The organism is Algibacter sp., from assembly GCF_029245835.1.
GTDB lineage: Bacteria > Bacteroidota > Bacteroidia > Flavobacteriales > Flavobacteriaceae > Algibacter_B.
The window spans coordinates 1-22,742 of record NZ_JAQWOO010000047.1 but is presented as its reverse complement, the minus strand read 5'-3'; the positions used below and the strand labels follow the sequence as shown (position 1 = coordinate 22,742).

Here is a 22,742-nt window from a genome sequence, read left to right as displayed (position 1 = left end):
ATGAAAACAAAAACAATCCTAATTACATTTTTATTAGTTGCCACCTTATTAAGTTGTAAAAAAGAAAATACATTTTCAAATTACAAATATGCAGATAAACCCCAAGCATTTACCTGTGAAGGCATAAACTCCAAATTATATAATGAAGCGCTATATAGTTTTGAAGATGACATATTAAATTATTACAAAAAAGGAAATGAAAATTATCGTTTAGACCTAGCCTACTCGCAAGCTATTCGAAATTCTGTTTTTGGTAGATTAAAGATGGAAGAAATCGTTTCAAAACACACCGTTGAAATATTTGAAGCCTTAAAAAAGCAAAATAATTTATGGGCGATTAGCCCCTCAAAAACTCAATTAAATTATAACAACGTTTTAACAGGGTGTATTTCAAGCAATATAAAAGATAATGCCCTTAAAACAACTTTTGACGCACTAATATCAACAAATAGTATGAGTCCAAAATTATTTGGACCAGCATTAGTAACTAAATATAGAAATACGTTAAACGATAAAAATTTAGCCCTTTACGTAGCGTTAGACTTGTATTATGCTAAAATGTTTAATATCGATTTCAGTAAAGTAAATTTAGATAAACCTGAGCAAAAAGTTGATTTTAATGTACTCCCTCCAAAAACAGAAGTTGATCCTCATGCAGGACACAATCACTAATTTTTATGTATAGAAAAAACCTTCAACATATCAAAATAAATCCAGAAGATAGAAATCAGGAGCTAGAAGCTTCAACGTTTCTGACTGCTGAAGATATTGATATTAAATCAACGTACTCAAAAGATGATACTGAAGGTTTAGAACATCTAGATTTCGTAGCAGGTATTGCCCCATATCTTAGAGGACCATATAGCACCATGTATGTTCGCAGACCTTGGACAATCCGTCAATATGCAGGATTTTCAACTGCAGAAGAAAGCAATGCCTTTTACAGAAAAAACCTAGAAGCTGGCCAAAAAGGGCTATCTGTAGCTTTTGATTTGGCAACACATCGTGGTTATGATTCTGATCATGAACGGGTTGTTGGCGATGTTGGAAAAGCTGGGGTAGCAATCGATTCCGTCGAAGACATGAAAATACTCTTCGACCAAATTCCGTTAGATAAAATGTCGGTTTCTATGACTATGAATGGTGCCGTTTTACCTATTCTAGCATTTTATATTATCGCAGCAGAAGAACAAGGTGTAAAACCAGAGCAATTGGCCGGTACGATTCAAAATGATATTTTAAAGGAATTTATGGTGCGTAATACTTATATATATCCGCCAATACCTTCCATGAAGATAATTTCAGATATTTTTGAATATACCAGTAAAAACATGCCAAAATTCAATAGTATTAGCATCTCCGGGTACCACATGCAAGAAGCCGGTGCCACTTGCGATATTGAATTGGCTTACACCCTAGCAGATGGATTAGAATACATTAGAAAAGGATTAGCAGCAGGTATGGATATTGACACCTTCGCCCCTCGCCTATCTTTTTTCTGGGGCATAGGGATGAACCATTTTATGGAAATTGCTAAAATGAGAGCAGCAAGAATGCTTTGGGCTAAATTGGTTAAAGAGTTCCATCCAAAAAACGAAAAATCTTTAGCATTAAGAACCCATTGTCAGACTTCTGGTTGGAGTTTAACGGAACAAGATCCGTTTAATAATGTTGCAAGAACAACTATTGAAGCTGCTGCAGCCGTTTTTGGAGGCACACAAAGTTTACACACCAATGCTCTGGATGAGGCTATAGCGCTACCAACAGAATTTTCGGCAAGAATTGCTAGAAACACCCAAATATTCCTTCAAGAAGAAACTTATATTACTAAAACAGTTGATCCTTGGGCAGGAAGTTATTATGTAGAAAAACTAACACATGATATCGCTCAAAAAGCCTGGACTTTAATTGAAGAAGTTGAAGCATTGGGTGGTATGACAAAAGCTATTGAAGCTGGCATACCAAAAATAAGAATAGAAGAAGCTGCAGCAAGAAAGCAAGCTAGAATAGATTCCGGGCAAGATATTATAGTTGGTGTTAATAAGTTTAGACTTAAAGAAGAAGATCCTATTTCAACACTGGAAGTAGATAATCAAACCGTTAGAAACTCTCAAATAGAACGATTAAATACAATTAGAGCTGAGAGAAATTCAGAAAATGTAAAAGTGACTTTATCAAAATTAACTAAAGCTGCTAATTATTCATTAAATTCGATACGTAGAAACGCTGAAGAAGGTCAACAAATAGAATCGAAAGATCCCCACCTACGTGAGGATTATAATTTATTAGCTTTAGCTGTTGAAGCTGCCCGCGAACGCGCTACTCTAGGAGAGATTAGTGATGCCCTCGAAGTAGTATTTGGAAGACATAAAGCACAAATAAAATCATTTTCTGGTGTGTATAGTAAAGAAATAAAAGACGATAAATCCTTTAAGAAAGCTCAGGAACTTGCAGATGTTTTTGCAGAACAAGATGGGAGAAGACCACGTATAATGATTGCAAAAATGGGACAAGATGGACATGATCGCGGCGCCAAAGTAGTAGCTACTGCTTATGCTGATGTAGGTTTTGATGTCGATATTGGTCCTTTATTCCAAACGCCAAAAGAAGCTGCAAAACAAGCTATTGAGAATGATGTGCATATCTTAGGCGTTTCATCATTAGCTGCAGGTCATAAAACTTTAGTTCCACAAGTTATAGAGGCATTAAAAGCATATGGTCGTGATGATATTATGGTTATTGTTGGGGGCGTAATTCCAAAACAAGATTATAAATATTTATTTGACGCAGGTGCAGTTGCTGTTTTTGGGCCTGGAACAAAAATTAGCGAAGCTGCTATAAAGATTTTAGAAATCTTAATAGACTAACCAAATAACTACCAATAAACTAATAGATTTCCATTTACCTATTTGTTAACAAGTTCCGTTTTTATTCCTCGTAAATAATCGTATTTTTGCGCCTAATAAAACCAAATCATTTAATGGGTAAAATCATTGCAATTGCTAATCAAAAAGGGGGTGTTGGGAAAACTACAACAGCTATTAATCTAGCCGCCTCACTAGGTGTTCTAGAGAAAAAAGTGCTACTTATAGATGCTGACCCTCAAGCAAATGCAACTTCTGGAATTGGAATTGAAGTAGAATCTGTTGACATAGGAACCTATCAACTTTTAGAGCATTCTAATTCTGCAATAGAAGCTATTGTTAAAACTGAAACCCCTAATCTAGATATTATTCCTGCCCATATCGACTTAGTGGCTATTGAAATAGAACTTGTTGATAAAGATGAACGGGAATACATGATGAAAAAGGCATTAAAAACCATTAAAAATGATTATGATTATATCATTATTGATTGCGCTCCATCATTAGGTTTATTAACCTTGAATGCATTAACAGCTGCAGATGCAGTAATGATTCCTATTCAATGTGAATATTTTGCATTGGAGGGTTTAGGAAAACTACTAAACACCATAAAAAGTGTACAAAAAATTCATAATCCAGAATTAGATATAGAAGGCTTATTACTAACCATGTACGATTCGCGCTTACGCTTATCAAATCAAGTGGTTGAAGAGGTTCAAAAACATTTTAACGATATGGTGTTTAAAACCATCATTCAAAGAAATGTAAGACTCAGTGAAGCTCCAAGTTACGGCGAGAGCATAATTAATTACGATGCAAGTAGTAAAGGTGCCAACAATTACTTAAGTTTGGCAAAAGAAGTCATCAATAAAAACGCTTAATTATGGCTAAGGCAACTAAAAAACAGGCTTTAGGTAGAGGTTTATCAGCACTATTAAAAGACCCAAGTAACGATATTCAATCGGCTCAAGACACAAATGCCGATAAAGTTATAGGTAATATTGTTGAATTAGATTTAGACTTTATTGAAGTTAACCCATTTCAACCACGTACAAATTTTAGCGAAGAATCGCTTCGTGAACTGGCTTCATCTATAAAAGAATTAGGTATTATTCAGCCTATTACCGTTAGAAAATTAGGATTAAATAAATATCAACTCGTTTCTGGAGAGCGTCGTTATAGAGCTTCAATATTACTGGATTTAGAAACTATTCCAGCTTATGTAAGAATTGCAAACGACCAAGAATCTCTTGAAATGGCGTTGGTTGAAAATATTCAACGTCAAGATTTAGATCCTATTGAAATAGCTTTATCCTATCAACGTTTAATTGACGAAATTAACCTAACACAAGAGCAAATGAGCGAACGTGTAGGTAAAAAACGTTCTACCATAGCTAACTATTTACGTTTATTAAAACTAGACCCAATTATTCAAACGGGAATGCGTGATGGTTTTATTTCCATGGGGCATGGTCGCGCTTTAATAGCTATTGATAATCAAAACGAACAGTTGGATATTTACGAAAGCATTTTATCCAACAAACTATCGGTTAGAGAAACTGAAAATCTTGTTCGTAATTTTAATACTTCTGAAAATACTGAAAACATATCAAAAAAATTAGAAGAAGAACAGATGCCAAAGTTTGTTAAAAAAGGCATAACAGCTTTTTCTGAATACTTTGGACATAAAATAGACGTTAAAGTCTCTAAAAACGGAAAAGGAAAAATTACGATTCCTTTTCACTCTGAAGAAGATTTTAATCGTATTAAAAAATTAGTTCAAGGTGATTCCAAATAAAGTCCTTATTACAGGAATAATAGCATGTTTACTTTGTATCTCTTCTTTTGGCCAAGACAAGAAGGAAAAACAAAAAAAAGAGCTTCCTAAAGAAGTTCTTATTGATTCTATAATTAAACCCAGTAAACCTATTAACGCTCTTTCTCCAGCAAAAGCGGCATTCTATTCTGCTATTTTACCTGGTTTAGGACAAGCCTACAATAAAAAATATTGGAAAATCCCCATTGTTTATGGTGCCATAGGAACAGGCGTGTATTTTTATATAAACAATAACAAAGAATACAATAGGTTTAGAGACGCCTACAAAAGAAGACTTGCTGGTTTTACTGATGATGAGTTTTATATAGACTCTAATGGCAATCAATTAACCACACCAAGAGTATCGACTGACAGACTAGAAGACGCCCAAAAATTCTACCGTAGAAATAAAGAAATTTCTTTATTAGTAACCATTGGTCTTTATGCTCTAAATATTATTGATGCTAATGTTGGTGCACATTTATTACAATATAATGTTGATGAAAATTTATCTTTAGCACCACATTACGAACTGAATCAAATTGACGCTACAAGCAATCTTGGTTTAACTTTAAATTTTAAATTTTAAGCCCATAATAGGCATTAAACATATATACTTAAAACATATGAATATAGCATTACTAGGATACGGGAGAATGGGTAAAACCATTGAGCAAATCGCCATTAAACGCGGGCATAATGTAGTATTGACTATTGATAAAGGTGATCATGATTATGATATTACCAAAGCTGATGTTGCGATAGATTTTAGCATCCCTTCAGTCGCTTTTAATAATATTTCGAATTGCATTAATAACCATGTTCCTGTGATATCCGGAACCACAGGATGGTTAGATAATTATGATGATGCAGTGGCTTTATGTAAAGAAAAAAAGGGAGCATTTATCTATGCTTCAAACTATAGTTTAGGTGTTAATATCTTTTTTGAACTCAACAAAACACTTGCTAAAATGATGAGTGCATTGAAACAATATAACGTTTCTATGGAAGAAATTCATCACACTCAAAAACTGGATGCTCCAAGTGGCACTGCAATATCTTTGGCTAAAGGGGTTATTGAGCAACATGAAGGCTACCATAACTGGAAGCTTGACGAGCATGGAGAAAGCACCATTCCAATTGTTGCAAAACGTATTGAAGATGTTCCAGGAACACATACAGTAACTTACGAAAGCGAAGTAGATACTATAAATATTGAGCATATTGCCCACACCAGACAGGGGTTTGCCTTGGGAGCTGTTGTTGCAGCTGAATGGATTGTTGGAAAAAAAGGAGTTTTCACGATGAATGATGTGTTAAACATTGGTTAACGCTTAACAATACTTGTAACATAGAAGACTTTGTTACTACTAATAAAAAAATAAAATTTTGAAATTATGACTTGGACACAATGGTTTATTTTCATCTTGATAATTCAAGTAATTCATGGTTTAGGGACATGGAAATTATATATTAAAGCAGGGAGACAAGCATGGGAAGCCTTTATTCCTGTTTACAATGGTGTTGTTTTAATGAAAATAATCAACCGCCCTTGGTGGTGGATTATTCTGTTATTTTTACCTATTGTAAACCTTATTATGCTCCCTGTTGTTTGGGTTGAAACAGCTAGAAGTTTTGGCAAAAACATGCTTATTGATACTGTATTAGCAGTTGTTACACTTGGGTTTTACAACTATTATCTCATTTATATAGCGGATGTCAGCTATATTGAAAATAGAAGCTTACAACCCAATACATCTGGTGGAGACTGGGTAAGTTCTATTTTATTTGCCATAGTTGCAGCTACCATAGTCCACACCTACTTTATGCAACCGTTTACGATTCCTTCTTCATCACTAGAAAAATCTTTACTTGTTGGCGATTTTCTTTTTGTCAGCAAATTTCATTACGGTGCAAGAGTGCCTATGACAACGGTTGGAGCACCAATGGTTCATGATACGATTCCTGTTTTAAACAAAAAATCCTATGTATTTGACGATAATTTTGAAACACGTAAAACATCTTGGAAGAATAAACTACAGCTCCCATATTTAAGATTTCCAGGTTTTGAAAAAATTGACAGAAATGAAATTGTAGTGTTTAATCAACCAGCAGATACGTTGTTGGATATGAATGATTTTACACCAAAAAGAAACTACTACAAACCTATTGACAAAAAGACAAACCTTGTTAAACGATGTGTTGGAGTTGCAGGAGATTCTCTCGAAGTTAGGGATGGTTATGTTTACATTAATGGTAAGAAAAACGAATTACCAGATAGAGCACATTTACAGTTTAGCTATTTTGTACAACCAAAAACAAACCAGTTTAACCCCAAGTTTGTCAAAGACCGTTATGATATTACTGATGGTTTTGGGATTATGAATAGTCAAAATACTTACTATTTTTCAGCTATTTCAGATGAAGCGTTATCCAAATTTAAAAACCACCCTAACGTAACAAGCATTACACCAAATATCCAAGAAAAAGGTGTTAGAGATGCAGATATTTTTCCTCATGACCCAAATTACAATTGGAATGTCGATCAATTTGGACCGTTATACATTCCTGAAGCAGGAAAAACCATTGCTATTAATTTAGATGTTTTACCATTATATAAACGTGTTATTACAGAATACGAGAACAATACACTTCAAGTTAAAGGGAATCAAATTCTGATTAATGGTGAAATAACAGACACCTATACATTCAAACAAAATTACTACTGGATGATGGGAGATAATCGTCACAATTCGATTGATGCTAGACGATGGGGCTTTGTTCCTTTCAACCATGTTATTGGTAAACCCGTATTTATTTGGATGAGTTGGGATGGCATTAAGAATCCACGTTTGGAACGTTTCTTTACAACAGTTAGCGGTGAGGGAAAAGCAACATCTTATTTTATTCCATTTTTAGTGTTATTATTCGGTTGGATAGGTTTTAACAAATGGAGAAACCGCAAAAAAGAAAGCAAATAAGCTTTAGTATATTTTAGCTTAAAAGGATTTTTTTAAAGACTAAGCATATTTATGAGTATTAGAGCGTTTCTCATTATTATTTTTATGTCGTCCGTTACTTTTGGTCAGGATAAGACGGATACTAAAATGATTCCTGAGACTTTAGATGCATCGCAAAAACATTCGCTAACAAAAGATTTTATTGCAGGAAAGTTTGAGTATCGAAACCATGAACTATTCACAGAAGTAAATCTTAATCATGCTTCAAAAGTCATTTATTTAAATAAAGAAGTCTATCATGCGTTTGTAAACATGTTTAATCACGCTAAAGCAAATGGCATATCTCTAAAGATTATTTCAGGCACTAGAAATTTTGATGAACAAAAAACCATTTGGCAAAGAAAATGGAATACTTATAAAAATCTAAAACCCACTAATAGAGCAAAAAAAATATTGAATTACAGCGCTATGCCATCTGCATCGAGACATCATTGGGGAACGGATATAGATTTAAATAGTCTAAACAATGCTTATTTTGAAAAAGGTCAGGGTAAAAAAGTATACGAATGGCTCTTAAAAAATGCTAACAACTATGGCTTTTACCAAGTATACTCAGACAAAAAAGATGGCAGAAGGGGTTATAATCTTGAACGCTGGCATTGGTCTTACATGCCTTTAGCAAGTATATATCTTAGTTTTTACAACAAACATATGGACTACCAAGACATACTAGGTTTTGATGGGTCTGAACTAGCAAAAAAATTAAACATCATTACTAATTATGTTAATGGTATTTCTAAAAAGTCTAAGCTTATACCATCTTCACAAAAATGAAAATTGTTATACATCCAACCTATTTCCCTAACATTGCTCACTTTGTAGCTATTGCAAAAGCTGATGAAGTTATTTTTGAAATGGATGATAATTTTTTGAAGCAAACCTATAGAAACCGAACTTATATTTATGGCGCTAATGGAAAACTAGGATTGAATATTCCTGTGATTCATTCCCAAAAAAATCGTCAGAAATACAAAGATGTAAAAATCTTTAATGAAGATAATTGGCAAAACCTACATTGGAAATCATTACTTTCAGCCTATAGAACATCGCCTTTTTTTGAATATTATGAAGATGAACTTGAGCATTTATTTACTGAAAAAGCAACATATCTTTTTGATTTTAATTTGAAATGTTTTGAAGTATTTTGTGACTGTTTGCAATTAGAAATAAAGACATCTAAAACCGAAACTTATAAAAAAATCATAGAAGACAAAACAGATTTTAGACACCTTGTAAATGCTAAAAAAGAGGCCCCATATAATTTTAAAACCTATACTCAGGTTTTTAACAACAAGCATGGTTTTATACCCAATTTAAGTATTTTAGATTTACTTTTTAATGAAGGGCCTAATGCTTTAAATTATTTAGAATCTCAAAACATAGCTCCATTATAATGATACAAACTTTTGCTCATTATGGGTGTCATTTTTTATTACCACTTCTTGTAGCTTTTCTGTTTTTTAAATCGAATTGGAAATACGCATACCTAGTTATGATTGCAGGCATGTTAATTGACTTAGACCACTTATTGGCAACCCCTATTTTTGACCCCAATAGATGTAGCATTGGCTTTCACCCGTTACACTCTAGTTTTGCTATTTTATTTTATATATTTCTGTGTGTTCCTAAAAAATCGCGATTAGTTGGATTGGGATTGGTAATTCATATTATTGCTGATACTGTAGATTGTTCTTTGATGTAGAATTTGTTACACAGAGATTCATGAAGTTTTCACGGAGATTCGCAGAGAAAAAAAACTTGATATTATAAAAAGTAATGTTGCGTATAGTGGCTAAGACACAAAGATTTGAAATACTGAAAAAAGACTATAAATTTCAAATTAATATTAAACTCTGAAAACTGCGACTGCGAATGAAACTGTAAACTATTTTTCTAAACTCAAAGTCGTCATAATGGGAAAATGGTCGGAATAATGTTCGTTATAGGCCTTAAAACCATTTACATTAAAAGCGTCGTCTGCAAAAATAAAATCTATGCGAACCGGAAAGAATTTAAAATCATAAGTACGCCCAAAACCATTCCCTGCCTCCTTAAAAGTATCATTTAAATCGCCTCTAATTTGTCTATATACATACGAAAAAGCAGTATTATTAAAATCGCCACAAATCACCATTTTATAATTACATTGTTTCTTATGCATTAAAAATAATTCTGTCTGAAGTTGTTGCATTTTAAATGTGGTACTTATCTTTTTAAAAACACGTTCCGAGTCTTCTTTTTTAAGGTTTTCGACATTGGTATCAATACGCAAAGATTCTAAGTGAATATTATAAATTCTTATAGTATCCTTCCCTTTTACAACGTCGGCAAATATGGCATTATTAGCTGTGTTAGGAAATTCTACAGAACCTGAATTCAGAATAGGAAATTTCGAAAAAATAGCTTGTCCGTATTTTGTTTTATTTCCAGAAAGCTTTTCAAATTTATACTTAAAAAAAGATAAATCAATATGCTTATGCGGATGATATTCTTGGATACTGAGAACATCAGGGGATTCCATTTTTATAAAATCAACAATTTTAGTTTCAATACCCTGTTCTGGAATCCACTCATAAAGATTAAAGAGCCTAACATTATAATTCATCACTTTAAAATTTTGCGGATTTTCAATTTTAGTTGAAGCTGAAAATTTATATAAGGACCCAAAAGAAAAATAGCCTATTAATAAAGAAATAAGCGACAACATAAACTGTTTTTTCAATTGAAATACCCAATACAAAAAGAAAAGAACATTGATTATTATTAAAAATGAAACGCCCAAATTAACTACGGATAGTAAAGAAAATGTTTTAGGAGGCAAAAATGGCAAAATAAATGAGAGCAAAAGCAAAGTAGCAACAACACCATTTATAAAATAAATGATTTTATTTATAAAGCTTAGTTTTTTCATAGAATTAACTGCTAGAAGACTGTTGACCGATGACCGTTGATTACTTTAAGTTTCTTTTTAATGCTATCATCATATTCATCAATGAAAGGATTCATCATTATAATTTTGAAATTGTTCTTTGGAAATATAATTCCTTCTGATTGCTTTATGAAAACAAGTTACAACCTCAGCCAAAAAACGAATTGGATATCCTAAAAATTTATTTTGTTCAGGATTTGATTGACCAATTGAACCTTCAGAAATATTTAAAGCTCCAGAATCTACAACTATTAATAATTGAGAAGATAGATTATCATATTCTTTTTTTGGAAAACCATCAATAAGTAAATTAATTTCCTCTCCTAAATCCATTGCTTTACGCCAAATAAGCAATTTTCCAAACTTAAATTTACTCATAATTTTGAAATTTCATGCAAGTTTTTGGTTTTCCATCTTCTGCCATCAGTCTTCTGTCATTAGAATCACTTCCCTGCTCTAAATAAGAATTCTTTTTCTTCAGATGTTAAACTGTCATAACCACTTTTACTAATCTTGTCTAAAATAACATCAATTTTCTTTTGATCATTAAACTCATTAAAGTCGCTTTTAGTATAACCACCAACTTTACTTTTATTTTTATGAACAGTCTTTAAAGGGCCCTTTTTTGAAGCTTTAAATACATTTGTAACACCATCCATTAATTTTTCAAAGCCCTTACCAATATCTTGTCCTTTAGTCAATTGTTTCGCATAAAAATAACCTAATAAAGCACCACCAATATGGGCCAAATTTCCGCCTGCATTTCCTATACCTGGGTTACTTATGCCAGAAAAAACACCTATTACATCTAAAACAACAATAGCAGCTCCAACATACCAAAGTTTTAAATTAAAAGTAAAAAAACGAATGCCTTGATTGGGCATATACGCACAAAGAAAAATTAACAACGCTCTAACCGCTGCAGAAGCGCCTAACAACCTTGTGTTACCTAAAAAAACACTAGGAAATAAGGTATAGAAAAGCATGAATAATAAACCTCCAGAAATAGCTCCTAGAACATAGATATTAAGTGCCATTTTAGGGCTAAATAAGTTTAAAAACATACGCCCTAAAAAGTACAACCAAAGCATATTGAATAAAATATGAAAAAAATCGTAGTGTAAAAAAGCATAGGTAATTATTGCCCAGGGCTTAACAATGAATTTTGAAAAACTACTAGGTAGCTCAAACCAAATAAAATCCATCCTTAAAATTAATGCCAATAGAAAAACAATAACGTTAATGGCTATTATTTTTTCTAGCACATTAAGGTTAGAAAGCTTGTTTTTTATATCTTGATTAAGTGTTGTCATTAATTCCAACGGTTACTATTAAACTGATTTTTTTTCCAATACCACATAATTAAAAACCCTGTTAATGCGCCACCAACATGAGCCATATAGGCGGTATTACTTGGACTAAAAAATGATTGACCCGTGATACCAGAAATCAAATCTAAAATTATAATTCCAGGGATAAAATATTTAGCTTTTATAGGAATTGGTAAAAATATCATCATCAATTTAGCCTCAGGATTCATCATGCCAAAAGCAGCCATTACACCCATTATACAACCAGATGCTCCAACCATAGAAGCATTATAAGCAGGAAAAATATCTTTTAACAAAGTAACTTGAGATTTAGATACACCCGCAAGAACCTCATTAGAAGAAAGCATTTGTTTTATACTCTCTGAAGACAGTCCAGATTCTAATAATGTATTATAACCAGGCATGAATTGAAAATAGTAGAATCCTACTTGAAGTAGAACTGCCCCTAAACCTGCAGAAATGTATAAAAACAAAAACCGTTTAGAACCTAAAACTTGCTCTACGGGAGAACCAAACATCCAAAGCGCAAACATGTTAAACAAAATATGCATAGCACCACCATGCATAAACATATGTGTAATAATTTGCCAGGGTTTAAATACATCATTCTGTGGAAAATACATGGCAAACCACTCGTAAAATGAATTACCGTTTCCAATGGTCAATGTGCCGACAAACATAATCGCATTAATGATTATTAAATGTTTAACGGTATCTGAAATTCGCATCATATTTTAAATAAATTTTTTATCTAACTCGTCAACACTCATGGTTACAAATGTTGTTCTGTTAGTTGGAGACACATTAGGTTCTTTACAAGCAAATAGCTTATTTACTAAGTGCTCTTGTTCATCTTTCTGTAAAGACTGGCCTGTTTTAATTGCTAAACTCTTAGCCATAGATTTTGCTAATAAATCAGAAGCGCTAAAATGACTCTCTGGTACTTCATTTTCAACATCACTTATCAACTGTTCCAAAATAATAGACACTTCACTTTCTGGAACGCCCACTGGAACACCTGTAATATCAACCGACTCCCCTTTAACGTTTGAAAACACAAAACCGGTATGTTCTAAGCCGTCTTTTAACTGATTTATAATAACCATATCTTGAGGCGAAAAATGAAGTTGAAGCGGAAATAATAATTGTTGACTTGCAGCTTCTTTAATCGTCAAATTCTTGAGGAAATCTTCATATAAAACACGTTGATGTGCGCGATGTTGATCAATTACCAACATACCTGATTTTATGGTGCTTACAATATATTTATTGTGAAGTTGATAGGTTGTATGGGTTTGCTCTACTTGAGTATCATCATCAAACATAGATGCTGTATGCTCCTCACTTTCAAACTGAACTTCCGTGAAATTTGGTTTCGAGTCATTTCCCTTAGATTCTAAGCCCACATACAAACTTTCCCAGCTTGTTGTTGGCTCCTTTTTATAAGCTACAGCTCTAGCTTTTGAAGCACTTTCTTCTTGAAATGGATTGAAACTTCTATCTACCTCAACTTTTGGAACATTCGTATTTTGATCTTTAAAACTATAGGGTGTATCTAAATTGGGGTCGCGCTCAAAGTCAAGGACTGGTGCTATATTAAATTGCCCCAAACTATGTTTTACAGCAGAACGCAACAAAGCATAAAGTGTATGCTCATCATCAAACTTAATTTCTGTTTTTGTTGGATGAATATTAATATCGATAGTTTGTGGGTTAACCGTTAAGTTTAAAAAGTAACTAGCGTGTGTTCCGTTTTTAAGTAAGCCTTCAAATGCTGAAGCTATGGCATGATTTAAATAGGCACTTTTAATAAAGCGATCATTCACAAAAAAGTACTGCTCGCCTCTTGTTTTTTTAGCAAACTCAGGCTTACACACAAACCCCGAAATTTTAAGCACTTCCGTATCTTCTTCAACTGGGACTAATTTTTCATTAGTTTTATTCCCGAAAATATTAACAATACGTTGTCTGTAATTACTAATTGGCAAGTTAAAGGTTTCACCTCCATTGTTATATAAAGCAAAACTTATACTAGGGTGTGCTAATGCTACACGATGAAACTCATCAATAACATGACGTAGCTCTACAGTGTCAGATTTTAAAAAATTACGTCTGGCAGGAATATTAAAAAACAGATTTTTCACAGCAACTGAAGTTCCTGTTGGCGTTACCACCACTTCTTGAGAAACCACAGTACTGCCTTCTATTACTAAACAATTACCAACATCATCATTGTCTTGTTTGGTTTTTAACTCCACATGAGCAATGGCTGCAATACTTGCTAAAGCTTCGCCTCTGAAACCTTTGGTATGTAATTGAAATAAATCTTCGGCACTCTTAATTTTTGATGTAGCATGACGCTCAAAACTTAATCTAGCATCCGTATGGCTCATCCCCTTTCCATTATCAATAACTTGAACAAGGGTTTTTCCTGCGTCTTTTATAATAAGTTTTATAGTATCTGCTCCTGCATCAATAGCATTTTCAAGAAGTTCTTTAACTACAGAAGCTGGACGTTGTACAACTTCTCCAGCGGCAATTTGGTTTGCTACATGATCGGGTAAAAGCTGAATAATGTCTGCCATATATTATTTAGGTAAAAAAATAGATAAGTCGAAATCGATAATAAATAGAAATACTAAAATAAGGACTACAATAATAATTAAAATACGTTTGTTTGCTTGGGCATCTGGATTGTTTTTTAAATCGTCAAAAGCATCATTAAACTTTCCTTTTATGCCTTTATTGGGTCCAACCGTTTTTCTATATTCATCAAACTTATGCTTAATTTCGTATGGATTTCCCTCTCCTTTATCATCAAAATAGCGAGGTGTGTAACTAAATTTCTTGTTTTTACGCGTTTTTAAAAGTCCCATGATTTCTAAATTTTCAGTTTGTTATTACATGTATTTCTTTTCTAATACATACATACAAATCAATAATAATACCAAAACAACTATTAAAACATACATGGATATAGATCCACGTGGTTTAACTTTTGAAGCTTTACTTTGCTTCCATTTTGAAACAAAATCTTTGGTATTATTATCCTCTAAACTAGAGTCTGTTTGACTTTCTTTTGAAAATCTAGGTTGATAATTAAACCTTTTATGTTTGCGTTTTTTAAACAAAATCTAGTATTACTCGTCTTTTCAAAAATACTTAAAAGTAGGCAGAAATAGTAGGTTTAATTGCCAAAAAATGTTAAGATAAACGCTTTACGTCACTGCGATTTTTACGTTTTGTAAAACGTGGCAGTCTGTATATCGAGGAGCAGACTACCACAGTTGTACCTCTTTCGCAATGAGAAATGAGATTTAACTGTTTTTTCGTAACTCTGCCATTTTAATAGCAGCAATTGCAGCTTCCGTCCCTTTGTTTCCGTGTTTACCACCAGAGCGCTCTATACCTTGTTGCATATTGTTATCTGTAAGCACGCAGAAAATAACTGGTGTTTCGTGCAATACATTTAGGTCTTTAATACCTTGAGCAACACCTTCGCAAACAAAATCAAAATGTTTTGTTTCGCCTTGAATAACACTTCCAATGGCTATTACAGCATTAATCATTTGCTCTTGCATTTTTTTACAACCGTAAATTAACTCAAAACTTCCAGGAACATTCCAACGGACAATGTTGTTTGGCAACACACCATTTTCAATTAGCGTATCGAAAGCACCTTTGTAGAGTCCTTCTGTAATATTATCATTCCATTCAGAAACAACAATCCCAAACCGAAATTTACTCGCGTCTGGGATTGATGCTTTATCGTAATCTGATAAATTTTTATTTGCCGTAGCCATAAATTTCGGAGCTCTAATATTTGTTTGCTAGCACTTGTGCTTTACCTATAAAAACATCCACTTTTGTAGCCTCAGTGGAGTTCGCATAATCATCTTTTATTCTTTTAAAATAAGCTAATGCTTTATCTGCTTTACCTAAATCTAAAGCAATTGCTCCAGCTTTAAACAAATACATTGGTGTTGTAAATTCGTTATCGCGCATTTCAGCAGCTTGTTCATAGTAACCTAAAGCATCTTCTGTTTGGTTTAATTGCACAAAGGCATCACCAATATTCCCTTTAGCTAAAGGTGCTAGAACCTCATCATCACTTTTAAAATCACTTAAATACTCAACTGCATTTTTATAATCTTTTAGTCTTAGATAAGCTGTACCCGCATAATAACTTGCTAAATTAGCAGAAGGTGTTCCGCTATATTCTTGAATAATATCTAGCATACCAAATTTACCTTCACCACCATTCAATGCCAAGTTATAAAGAGAATCTTTTGCTGTTCCTGTAACGGCTTCATCAAAATATTTTTGAGCTTGAAACATATCATTCATAGCTGCCTGCTGTTTTGGCTTAGCCACATATTCTTTATATGCTAAAGAGCCTAAAACGATTACTGCAACAAGACCAATTATGATAAAAATATATTTTTGATTTTTTGCTACAAAATCTTCTGTTTTAGAAGCTGTTTCGTCAAGTGTATTAAAAACCTCAGCAGTTGTAGAACCATCTTCTATATTCTGTTGCTTCTCTACGTTCGTTTTTGGTTTATATCCTCTTTTCTTGTAAGTTGCCATGATATGCTGTGTAAAATTATTGTCGCGCAAAAATATAATTTTTCTTCATAACTAAACACCTATTTATTTGATATTTTTCAATAATTTGCAGTTCTTTTTATGAGTTTAACCTCAAAATGCTCTCAAAATTGCTTTTTGTATGATTTTAAAATCACTCTCTTTACTTAATTATAAAAATTTCGATAGTAAATCGTTCATTTTCAATGATAAAATAAATTGTATTGTTGGAAATAATGGTATCGGGAAAACGAATGTGCTTGATGCTATTTATCATTTATCCTTCGGAAAAAGTTATTTTAATCCAGTTGCAACCCAAAACATTAAACACGACGAAGACTTTTTTGTCGTTAATGGTGATTATGAGAAGGCTAAAAAAACTGAAAAAGTTGCGGTTAGCCTAAAGCGTGGGCAAAAAAAAGTAATTAAGCGTAACGGGAAAGCTTATGAAAAATTTAGTGAACATATTGGATTTTTGCCTTTAGTTATTATCTCGCCTGCCGATAGAGATTTAATTATTGAAGGCAGCACCACACGTAGAAAATTTATTGATTCTGTGATTTCGCAAAGTGATAAAAGCTACCTAAACCACTTAATAAATTACAATAAAATATTAGCGCAACGGAATGCTTTGTTGAAATATTTTGCACTTAATCATACATTTAACAATGACACTTTAGATGTTTACAACAATCAACTTTCAGATTATGGCAGCAAGATTTTTAAAAAACGTGATGTGTTTCTAAAAGCTTTTATCCCTATTTTTAAATTGCGATATGAGGCTATTAGTAATGGTAATGAATCTGTAGATTTGGTTTATAGTAGTGATTTATTCGAAGGAGATTTAAATACGCTTTTAAGAGCATCGGTAAACAAAGACAAGGCTTTACAATATACAAGTGTTGGTATACATAAGGATGATTTACATTTTAATATTGAAGGACACCCTATTAAGAAGTTTGGAAGTCAGGGACAGCAAAAATCATTTTTAATAGCTTTGAAATTGGCACAGTTCGATTTTATAAAAGCCCAAAGTGGTGTAAATCCTATTTTACTTCTTGATGATATTTTTGATAAGTTAGATGAACAGCGCGTAGCGCAAATTATTAAATTAGTAGACGATGAGAATTTCGGACAACTATTTATAAGTGATACACATGCTGAACGTACTGAAGAAGCAGTGAAGCAAGTGCATCAAAGTTATGAGGTTTTTAGGTTGTGATGGGCTTTTTTAGCCACGAAATCACGACTGTTTTCAATCAATACGACTTGACTTTGTATAAAATTCAGGCTACTTTCATTTAACGCCTAGTATATAATACAAAAACGATTTTATATCCTCGAAAGATTGTAGCTAATTTGAAAAACTACAATCCAAAAAAAATCACAAGAACGGAAACCCTTGTGATTTTAAAAAGTGAACTAAAAATTTTATGATGATGACGAAATGCCACCAAGCACATTTTCTAATTGCATTTCTTTAAGTACTCGGTCTTGAATCGGTTGTGTCAATTCGTTAATTTCATCAACACCCCAAGTTATTCCTACAACAGTTCGAGTTGGACGACTGCCAAAAGGCATTTCTGCCAATTTTAAATAAGCATCTACCACCCATTGTGGGTCAGGAGCATCTTGGCTTTGTAACATTTGAGCAAAATTCTCGCCCATTGCAGTTGGAACAACCGCTAATTCACCATAAGAATCAAGAACTTCAGAATGTAAAGGGGCTTGTCCAGAAGCCAACAATCCTGTTCCAAACGGTCCTGGTTCTACCATTACGATATCTACGCCAAAAGGCGAAACCTCATAACGTAAGGCTTGCGAATAACCTTCCAAAGCGTGTTTTGTGGCAGTATAGGTTCCGAAAAATGGTGGTGACATACGACCAACAAGCGAAGATGTATTGATAATTAAACCCGTACTCGATTTTCTCATTGTAGGTAAAACGGCTTGCATTGTTCTAATAGCACCATAATAATTGGTTTCCATTTGCCACTTTGCCTGCTCAACGCTGTAGGCTTCTGTAATACCGATATACATAATACCTGCATTGTTAATTAGAATATCAATATGTTCTGCTTGTGAAAGGATACTATTCATAGCCTCTTTTACAGAAGCTTCTTTGGTTACATCCATATCCACCACTTTTATATGGTTAGAATAACCTTCTAAATCTGCCTTTTTTTCTGCGTTTTTCCCTTCTGGATTTCTCATTGTTGCAAAAACTTGATAGCCTTTATCTGCAAAATCTTTAGCGGCTTTTAGTCCAAAACCACTACTACTTCCTGTTATTATTATGTTTTTCATTATTTGTAAATATTTATAATTAATTGAATTAAAATCCATCAAACATTCCGTTGTCATTCACCAAACCTTCGGTAGGCACGGGTTGGATTACGTCCCAATGCTCTACAGCTTTACCATTTTCCATTCTGAATAAATCATAAAACGCATTGGAGGTGCCATTCCAAGTTCCTTCGCTTACAGTTAAAACAAAATTTCCTTCCCCAATTACTTTGTGAATGGTATTGTATTGGAACATGTTATTTATAGACGTAAGAAAAGCCACGGCATCCTGAATCCCTTGTAAGCCATTATCGATTTGAGGGTTGTGTTGGATGTAATCTTCGGCAATGTAGTTGGTAATGTTATTTGGATTTTGCCCCATCAATACATCTTGGATTATATTCACAGCTAAAGCTTTATTTGCTTCCGTTTCGTCTAAGTTAGTGATGGTGGTTGGTCCATCAGTCATTGTGTTACCATTAACAGTGGGAAATTCCCAAGCTTGCAAGGCATCCCAATGTTCGGCTATTTTACCATTTGCATCAAAACGTAATATATCGAAAGAAACTGTAGTATCTCCATATCCAAAAACTCCAGCGTTAGTCCATACATTATGAGCTACTACAAAGCTTCCATCTTCAATCAAACGAATATTTTCTAACTGTGTTCCGTTTTGTTCTAATACAGGAAGAAGCGATATAAATGCATCTCTGCCTGTTGGGATAAATGGATTATGTTGAATATAATCCTCATTAACTAAGCTTTCTAAGGTAGCAACATCACGTTCATTAACAGCCTTAAAAAACTGAACTACTTTTTCTTTTTGAGTAGGCTCTGTTACTGTGCCATCATCGTCATCACTACATGCCACTAAACTAAATAGTACACCAAGCACTAAAATTAATTTAAAAAATAAATTTTTCATTTTTTATAAATATTTAAGAGTTAAAAATTAAATTGAATTAAAACCCAAACATACCGTTATTGTGTGCCAATCCTTCGGTAGGTATTTCTTGAATCACATCCCAATGCTCTACAATTTTGCCATTTTCTACACGAAATAAATCATAAAAAACCTGTTCCTTTCCCATCAATTCGCCCTCACTTACTGTGAGTACAAAATTCCCTTCACCTAAAACTTTGTGGAGTTTGTTATATTTAAAAGTGATGTTTTGTGAAGCTAGATATTGAAAAAATTCTCCCAAACCATTTAAACCATCCTTGATTTGTGGATTATGTTGGTTGTATTGTTCCGAACTAATATACTCACCAATTTTACCTTGATTTTTACCCATTGGCACATCGTTGATAAATGAAGTCACCAGTTTTTTATTCGCTTCGGTTTTATCCAAATCTGTCACAGTTGTAGAACCATCAGTTTGTGTTCTTCCGCTTGCAGTTTCTTTAACCAAAACAGTCATTGCATCCCAATGCTCGGCTACTTTTCCGTTTTGATCGACACGTATAATATCAAATGCTACCATTTCATCTGCACCAAATGGTTTTGCATTTTTCCAAATGTTGTGCATAAATACATAGTTACCATCTTGAAATAGTCGAACGTTTTCAGCGTATGTTCCGTTTTCTTTTAAGACTGGTAATAGTCCTATAAACGGTTCAAGTCCTGTTGGCACGAATGGATTATGCTGAATATAATCTGCATTGGCAAATTTTCGCATTGTCTCTGCATCTTGTTTGGCTACAGCACCCAAGAAAGTGCCTACAATTTCTTTGTTGTTCATTGTTTTTTCTTTTGACTGATTATTCTTGCTTTTTGTATTTGTTTTAGATGTGTTGCAGGAAGCAAGAATGCCTGCTAACACAAATACTGTGATTACTTTTTTCATTGATTTAATTTTTATTAATATCTATTACTTGTATTTCGCAAGCAAAAATACAATATTACTTTTAAAAAGCAAGTAATTATAAAAATTAATTTCATTTTACAAGTAAAAAATATAATTTGTTACCTTTGTAGCCTACAAAAGGAACAAAAGAGAATGGAAACAAAATTTAGATGCAATTGCCCTTTTACTTCGGCTTTAGATATTTTAGGCGATAAATGGATGTTGGTTATCGTGAAACAGATGCTTATAGAAAACAAGCAAACTTTTAAAGACTTTACAGAAAGTGATGAAAAAATTGCAACCAATATATTGACCACGAAATTGAAACAACTTGAAGAAGTAGGAATTGTTATTAAAACCAAGCTCCCGAATAATAAAAAGTCAAATATTTATCTTTTAACAGAGAAAGGTCTTGCAATGACACCAATAATTATCGAGTTAGGAATTTGGAGCGACAATCATTTAAGGGATTTGAATCCGACTATCGTTAATGGTAAGGGAATGGAATTATTAAGAACTGATAAAGCCGAATTTGCAAAAGGAATTGAACAGCAGTATAGAAAAAAACTGGCTACAATACCCGTAATCGTTGCAAAAGGCTCTATAAGAGAATAATTTTTTTAACTCAATAACTCTTTTCAAGGTGGCTTTTGTTTTTAGAGTAACCTATTTCTTTTTAAAATTTGGAGTCTGCTAAAGGTCTATTTTGAGTACTAAATAGCCTTTTTAACTGTAAAACAACCTGCTGCTTTAGCATTACTTTTCAACTTTTTTATTATACATTTAAGGTGTTTCTTAATGTTATAAGCAATAGGATGCAGTATTGATGTTATCCAAATTAATGATTGTTTGGATTTTAAAAAAAACATTAGCTATGAAAGACCAATATAATGTATGGGAAGATTAATTAAGAAATAAAAGTAGATAACGATACATTACTAAATAACGAATATTTTTTTAGGATGAAAAGTAAATACTACCCACAACATTTTTTATGGTGAATGTTTACTAATTGGTAAAGTAAAGTGCTTTTTTTTTAAAGTATCCCTTAACCGAAAAAGATTTTAGCATTTTAACAAGCTATTAACCATACAGGAACCCTTTAACGAGCCTCTCCAAAAACAAAACAGCTTTAAATTTAAAAAATTAATATAGCAAATACCCATGCGCTAGGGATAGCAATGAAAAGCCCACAGCCCGACGTAGGAGGTGCGAGGACTTGCAATGAATAGCCCGACCCTTGGGTAGCGCCCAAAAATTTTAATACATTTACAAAACATATTTTTTTCTAATCCATTTAATAGAGCTATGGCAAAACGCAACAACGAAAATTTGAGTATTAGTGACGCTTTAAAAGAGTTTGTTGAAACAAATAAACTTGAAAAAGGATTAAACAAAGTTAATGTTGCTGATGCATGGGCAAAACTTATGGGGAATGGCGTTAACAACTACACTACTGCGGTGAGTTTAGAGCGCGAAACACTGTATGTGCAATTGAGTTCAAGTGTTTTAAGAGAGGAATTAAGCTATGGAAAAGAAAAAATAATTAATATGCTTAATGAAGAGTTAGGAAAAGTGATAATTAAAAAACTGGTTTTAAGGTAATTAGATATTCCTTTTTAGTGCAAAAATTTTATAAAAAATTTCACACTTACTGTTTTTTATATTATATTTGCCACTTAATTTATTATAATACAAATACAATGAGTAAAGGTACAGTAAAATTTTTCAATGATTCTAAAGGATTTGGTTTCATCGTTGAAGAAGACAACAACAAAGAACATTTCGTACACATTTCAGGATTAATCGATGAAATTCGTGAAGGTGATGTTGTAGAATTCGATCTACAAGAAGGCAGAAAAGGATTAAACGCCGTAAACGTAAAAGTAGTCTAACGATATACTATTTAACAATTACAAGGTAAAGAGGTCGTCTAAAAACAATTTAGGCGATCTTTTTATTTTTGGTCATTTAGGTTTTATTTTGACGCTCTTTGTTTTAATAGTAAATAATAATGTTGTTAAAATAGAGCAAAGCGATTTCTATATCGCCAAACTCACTT

26 protein-coding genes are annotated in these 22,742 nt (G+C 33.0%); 14 read left to right on the top strand and 12 right to left on the bottom strand.

Annotated elements, in window-relative coordinates; genetic code table 11:
- The 10 genes from P8K68_RS08065 (at position 1) to P8K68_RS08020 (ending at position 9,402) form a co-directional block, all read left to right on the top strand.
- Positions 1-672 (top strand): hypothetical protein, encoded by a 672-nt coding sequence (locus tag P8K68_RS08065; RefSeq protein ID WP_300249353.1) that lies wholly within the window; start codon positions 1-3, stop codon positions 670-672.
- 5 nt (positions 673-677) lie between these two features.
- A complete protein-coding gene (gene scpA / locus P8K68_RS08060) occupies positions 678-2,867 on the top strand; it encodes a methylmalonyl-CoA mutase (protein WP_300249350.1) in 2,190 nt (729 codons plus the stop codon).
- A gap of 113 nt (positions 2,868-2,980) precedes the next feature.
- Entirely contained in the window at positions 2,981-3,745 is a 765-nt protein-coding gene (locus tag P8K68_RS08055) for an AAA family ATPase (RefSeq protein ID WP_300249347.1), read from the top strand.
- A 2-nt stretch (positions 3,746-3,747) separates the two neighbouring features.
- Positions 3,748-4,662, top strand: a complete 915-nt coding sequence (locus P8K68_RS08050; RefSeq protein ID WP_300249344.1) for a ParB/RepB/Spo0J family partition protein — start codon at positions 3,748-3,750, stop codon at positions 4,660-4,662.
- Positions 4,652-5,269: a DUF5683 domain-containing protein gene (locus P8K68_RS08045; protein WP_300249383.1), complete on the top strand. Its 618-nt coding sequence runs from the start codon at positions 4,652-4,654 to the stop codon at positions 5,267-5,269. Before P8K68_RS08050 ends, P8K68_RS08045 begins: the two co-directional genes overlap by 11 nt.
- 37 nt (positions 5,270-5,306) lie before the next feature.
- Entirely contained in the window at positions 5,307-6,011 is a 705-nt protein-coding gene (gene dapB / locus P8K68_RS08040) for a 4-hydroxy-tetrahydrodipicolinate reductase (RefSeq protein ID WP_300249341.1), read from the top strand.
- A 66-nt stretch (positions 6,012-6,077) separates the two neighbouring features.
- Entirely contained in the window at positions 6,078-7,661 is a 1,584-nt protein-coding gene (gene lepB, locus P8K68_RS08035; protein ID WP_300249338.1) for a signal peptidase I, read from the top strand.
- Positions 7,662-7,712: 51 nt separating this feature from the next.
- Positions 7,713-8,474, top strand: a complete 762-nt coding sequence (locus P8K68_RS08030) for a M15 family metallopeptidase (protein WP_300249336.1) — start codon at positions 7,713-7,715, stop codon at positions 8,472-8,474.
- Entirely contained in the window at positions 8,471-9,094 is a 624-nt protein-coding gene (locus P8K68_RS08025; protein ID WP_300249333.1) for a WbqC family protein, read from the top strand. The genes P8K68_RS08030 and P8K68_RS08025 overlap by 4 nt, the downstream gene beginning before the upstream one ends.
- Entirely contained in the window at positions 9,094-9,402 is a 309-nt protein-coding gene (locus P8K68_RS08020; RefSeq protein ID WP_300249331.1) for a DUF6122 family protein, read from the top strand. The genes P8K68_RS08025 and P8K68_RS08020 overlap by 1 nt, the downstream gene beginning before the upstream one ends.
- A gap of 183 nt (positions 9,403-9,585) precedes the next feature.
- Here P8K68_RS08020 and P8K68_RS08015 read toward each other — a convergent pair whose 3' ends face one another.
- The 9 genes from P8K68_RS08015 to P8K68_RS07975 all read right to left on the bottom strand — a co-directional run bounded on the left by P8K68_RS08015 (position 9,586) and on the right by P8K68_RS07975 (position 16,550).
- Entirely contained in the window at positions 9,586-10,611 is a 1,026-nt protein-coding gene (locus tag P8K68_RS08015; protein ID WP_300249328.1) for an endonuclease/exonuclease/phosphatase family protein, read from the bottom strand.
- 78 nt (positions 10,612-10,689) lie between these two features.
- A complete protein-coding gene (locus P8K68_RS08010) occupies positions 10,690-11,007 on the bottom strand; it encodes a four helix bundle protein (RefSeq protein WP_300249325.1) in 318 nt (105 codons plus the stop codon).
- 65 nt (positions 11,008-11,072) lie between these two features.
- Positions 11,073-11,942 (bottom strand): rhomboid family intramembrane serine protease, encoded by an 870-nt coding sequence (locus P8K68_RS08005; protein WP_300249324.1) that lies wholly within the window; start codon positions 11,940-11,942, stop codon positions 11,073-11,075.
- A complete protein-coding gene (locus tag P8K68_RS08000; protein ID WP_300249322.1) occupies positions 11,942-12,691 on the bottom strand; it encodes a rhomboid family intramembrane serine protease in 750 nt (249 codons plus the stop codon). Before P8K68_RS08000 ends, P8K68_RS08005 begins: the two co-directional genes overlap by 1 nt.
- 3 nt (positions 12,692-12,694) lie before the next feature.
- Positions 12,695-14,545 carry a DNA mismatch repair endonuclease MutL gene (gene mutL, locus P8K68_RS07995; RefSeq protein WP_300249320.1) on the bottom strand — a complete coding sequence of 617 codons (1,851 nt, stop codon included), beginning with the start codon at positions 14,543-14,545 and terminating at the stop codon, positions 12,695-12,697.
- Positions 14,546-14,548: 3 nt separating this feature from the next.
- A complete protein-coding gene (locus P8K68_RS07990; protein ID WP_300249318.1) occupies positions 14,549-14,836 on the bottom strand; it encodes a riboflavin synthase subunit beta in 288 nt (95 codons plus the stop codon).
- 24 nt (positions 14,837-14,860) lie between these two features.
- Positions 14,861-15,091 (bottom strand): hypothetical protein, encoded by a 231-nt coding sequence (locus P8K68_RS07985; protein ID WP_300249315.1) that lies wholly within the window; start codon positions 15,089-15,091, stop codon positions 14,861-14,863.
- A gap of 186 nt (positions 15,092-15,277) precedes the next feature.
- The gene (ribH, locus tag P8K68_RS07980; protein ID WP_300249312.1) at positions 15,278-15,763 is read right to left on the bottom strand and encodes a 6,7-dimethyl-8-ribityllumazine synthase; all 486 of its coding nucleotides are present in this window, start codon (positions 15,761-15,763) and stop codon (positions 15,278-15,280) included.
- Between the two features lie 13 nt (positions 15,764-15,776).
- Complete coding sequence (locus tag P8K68_RS07975) at positions 15,777-16,550, bottom strand: tetratricopeptide repeat protein (protein WP_300249310.1); 774 nt, start codon at positions 16,548-16,550, stop codon at positions 15,777-15,779.
- A 139-nt stretch (positions 16,551-16,689) separates the two neighbouring features.
- On the opposite strand from P8K68_RS07975, the gene recF reads away from it, so the two are divergent.
- Positions 16,690-17,769: a DNA replication and repair protein RecF gene (recF, locus tag P8K68_RS07970; RefSeq protein WP_300249307.1), complete on the top strand. Its 1,080-nt coding sequence runs from the start codon at positions 16,690-16,692 to the stop codon at positions 17,767-17,769.
- A gap of 209 nt (positions 17,770-17,978) precedes the next feature.
- On the opposite strand, the gene P8K68_RS07965 is transcribed toward recF, so the two are convergent.
- Genes P8K68_RS07965 through P8K68_RS07955 form a run of 3 tightly spaced genes read right to left on the bottom strand, consistent with a single transcriptional unit; the run spans position 17,979 to position 20,680 of the window.
- On the bottom strand, positions 17,979-18,854 hold the full coding sequence (locus P8K68_RS07965; RefSeq protein WP_300249304.1) for an SDR family oxidoreductase: 876 nt from the start codon (positions 18,852-18,854) through the stop codon (positions 17,979-17,981).
- Between the two features lie 28 nt (positions 18,855-18,882).
- A complete protein-coding gene (locus P8K68_RS07960) occupies positions 18,883-19,758 on the bottom strand; it encodes a nuclear transport factor 2 family protein (protein WP_300249301.1) in 876 nt (291 codons plus the stop codon).
- A gap of 37 nt (positions 19,759-19,795) precedes the next feature.
- Complete coding sequence (locus tag P8K68_RS07955) at positions 19,796-20,680, bottom strand: hypothetical protein (protein WP_300249299.1); 885 nt, start codon at positions 20,678-20,680, stop codon at positions 19,796-19,798.
- 153 nt (positions 20,681-20,833) lie between these two features.
- Between P8K68_RS07955 and P8K68_RS07950 the strand changes: the two genes are divergently transcribed.
- The 3 genes from P8K68_RS07950 to P8K68_RS07940 all read left to right on the top strand — a co-directional run bounded on the left by P8K68_RS07950 (position 20,834) and on the right by P8K68_RS07940 (position 22,575).
- On the top strand, positions 20,834-21,295 hold the full coding sequence (locus P8K68_RS07950) for a helix-turn-helix domain-containing protein (protein ID WP_300249296.1): 462 nt from the start codon (positions 20,834-20,836) through the stop codon (positions 21,293-21,295).
- Between the two features lie 693 nt (positions 21,296-21,988).
- Complete coding sequence (locus P8K68_RS07945) at positions 21,989-22,285, top strand: DUF721 domain-containing protein (protein ID WP_300249293.1); 297 nt, start codon at positions 21,989-21,991, stop codon at positions 22,283-22,285.
- 98 nt (positions 22,286-22,383) lie between these two features.
- The gene (locus P8K68_RS07940; protein ID WP_067150460.1) at positions 22,384-22,575 is read left to right on the top strand and encodes a cold shock domain-containing protein; all 192 of its coding nucleotides are present in this window, start codon (positions 22,384-22,386) and stop codon (positions 22,573-22,575) included.
- Positions 22,576-22,742 lie beyond the last annotated feature (167 nt).

Excerpts from the sequence above, each read along its gene's own strand:
- P8K68_RS08065 (WP_300249353.1), top strand. The coding sequence starts at position 1 with ATGAAAACAAAAACAATCCTAATTACATTTTTATTAGTTGCCACCTTA.
- P8K68_RS08010 (WP_300249325.1), bottom strand. The coding sequence starts at position 11,007 with ATGAGTAAATTTAAGTTTGGAAAATTGCTTATTTGGCGTAAAGCAATG.
- P8K68_RS08000 (WP_300249322.1), bottom strand. The coding sequence starts at position 12,691 with ATGATGCGAATTTCAGATACCGTTAAACATTTAATAATCATTAATGCG.
- P8K68_RS07950 (WP_300249296.1), top strand. The coding sequence starts at position 20,834 with ATGGAAACAAAATTTAGATGCAATTGCCCTTTTACTTCGGCTTTAGAT.
- recF (WP_300249307.1), top strand. The coding sequence starts at position 16,690 with ATGATTTTAAAATCACTCTCTTTACTTAATTATAAAAATTTCGATAGT.
- P8K68_RS07990 (WP_300249318.1), bottom strand. The coding sequence starts at position 14,836 with ATGGGACTTTTAAAAACGCGTAAAAACAAGAAATTTAGTTACACACCT.
- P8K68_RS08020 (WP_300249331.1), top strand. The coding sequence starts at position 9,094 with ATGATACAAACTTTTGCTCATTATGGGTGTCATTTTTTATTACCACTT.
- P8K68_RS07945 (WP_300249293.1), top strand. The coding sequence starts at position 21,989 with ATGGCAAAACGCAACAACGAAAATTTGAGTATTAGTGACGCTTTAAAA.
- P8K68_RS08030 (WP_300249336.1), top strand. The coding sequence starts at position 7,713 with ATGAGTATTAGAGCGTTTCTCATTATTATTTTTATGTCGTCCGTTACT.
- mutL (WP_300249320.1), bottom strand. The coding sequence starts at position 14,545 with ATGGCAGACATTATTCAGCTTTTACCCGATCATGTAGCAAACCAAATT.
- P8K68_RS07975 (WP_300249310.1), bottom strand. The coding sequence starts at position 16,550 with ATGGCAACTTACAAGAAAAGAGGATATAAACCAAAAACGAACGTAGAG.
- P8K68_RS08050 (WP_300249344.1), top strand. The coding sequence starts at position 3,748 with ATGGCTAAGGCAACTAAAAAACAGGCTTTAGGTAGAGGTTTATCAGCA.
- P8K68_RS07955 (WP_300249299.1), bottom strand. The coding sequence starts at position 20,680 with ATGAAAAAAGTAATCACAGTATTTGTGTTAGCAGGCATTCTTGCTTCC.
- P8K68_RS08055 (WP_300249347.1), top strand. The coding sequence starts at position 2,981 with ATGGGTAAAATCATTGCAATTGCTAATCAAAAAGGGGGTGTTGGGAAA.
- lepB (WP_300249338.1), top strand. The coding sequence starts at position 6,078 with ATGACTTGGACACAATGGTTTATTTTCATCTTGATAATTCAAGTAATT.
- dapB (WP_300249341.1), top strand. The coding sequence starts at position 5,307 with ATGAATATAGCATTACTAGGATACGGGAGAATGGGTAAAACCATTGAG.
- scpA (WP_300249350.1), top strand. The coding sequence starts at position 678 with ATGTATAGAAAAAACCTTCAACATATCAAAATAAATCCAGAAGATAGA.
- P8K68_RS08015 (WP_300249328.1), bottom strand. The coding sequence starts at position 10,611 with ATGAAAAAACTAAGCTTTATAAATAAAATCATTTATTTTATAAATGGT.
- ribH (WP_300249312.1), bottom strand. The coding sequence starts at position 15,763 with ATGGCTACGGCAAATAAAAATTTATCAGATTACGATAAAGCATCAATC.
- P8K68_RS07960 (WP_300249301.1), bottom strand. The coding sequence starts at position 19,758 with ATGAAAAATTTATTTTTTAAATTAATTTTAGTGCTTGGTGTACTATTT.
- P8K68_RS08005 (WP_300249324.1), bottom strand. The coding sequence starts at position 11,942 with ATGACAACACTTAATCAAGATATAAAAAACAAGCTTTCTAACCTTAAT.
- P8K68_RS07940 (WP_067150460.1), top strand. The coding sequence starts at position 22,384 with ATGAGTAAAGGTACAGTAAAATTTTTCAATGATTCTAAAGGATTTGGT.
- P8K68_RS08025 (WP_300249333.1), top strand. The coding sequence starts at position 8,471 with ATGAAAATTGTTATACATCCAACCTATTTCCCTAACATTGCTCACTTT.
- P8K68_RS07965 (WP_300249304.1), bottom strand. The coding sequence starts at position 18,854 with ATGAAAAACATAATAATAACAGGAAGTAGTAGTGGTTTTGGACTAAAA.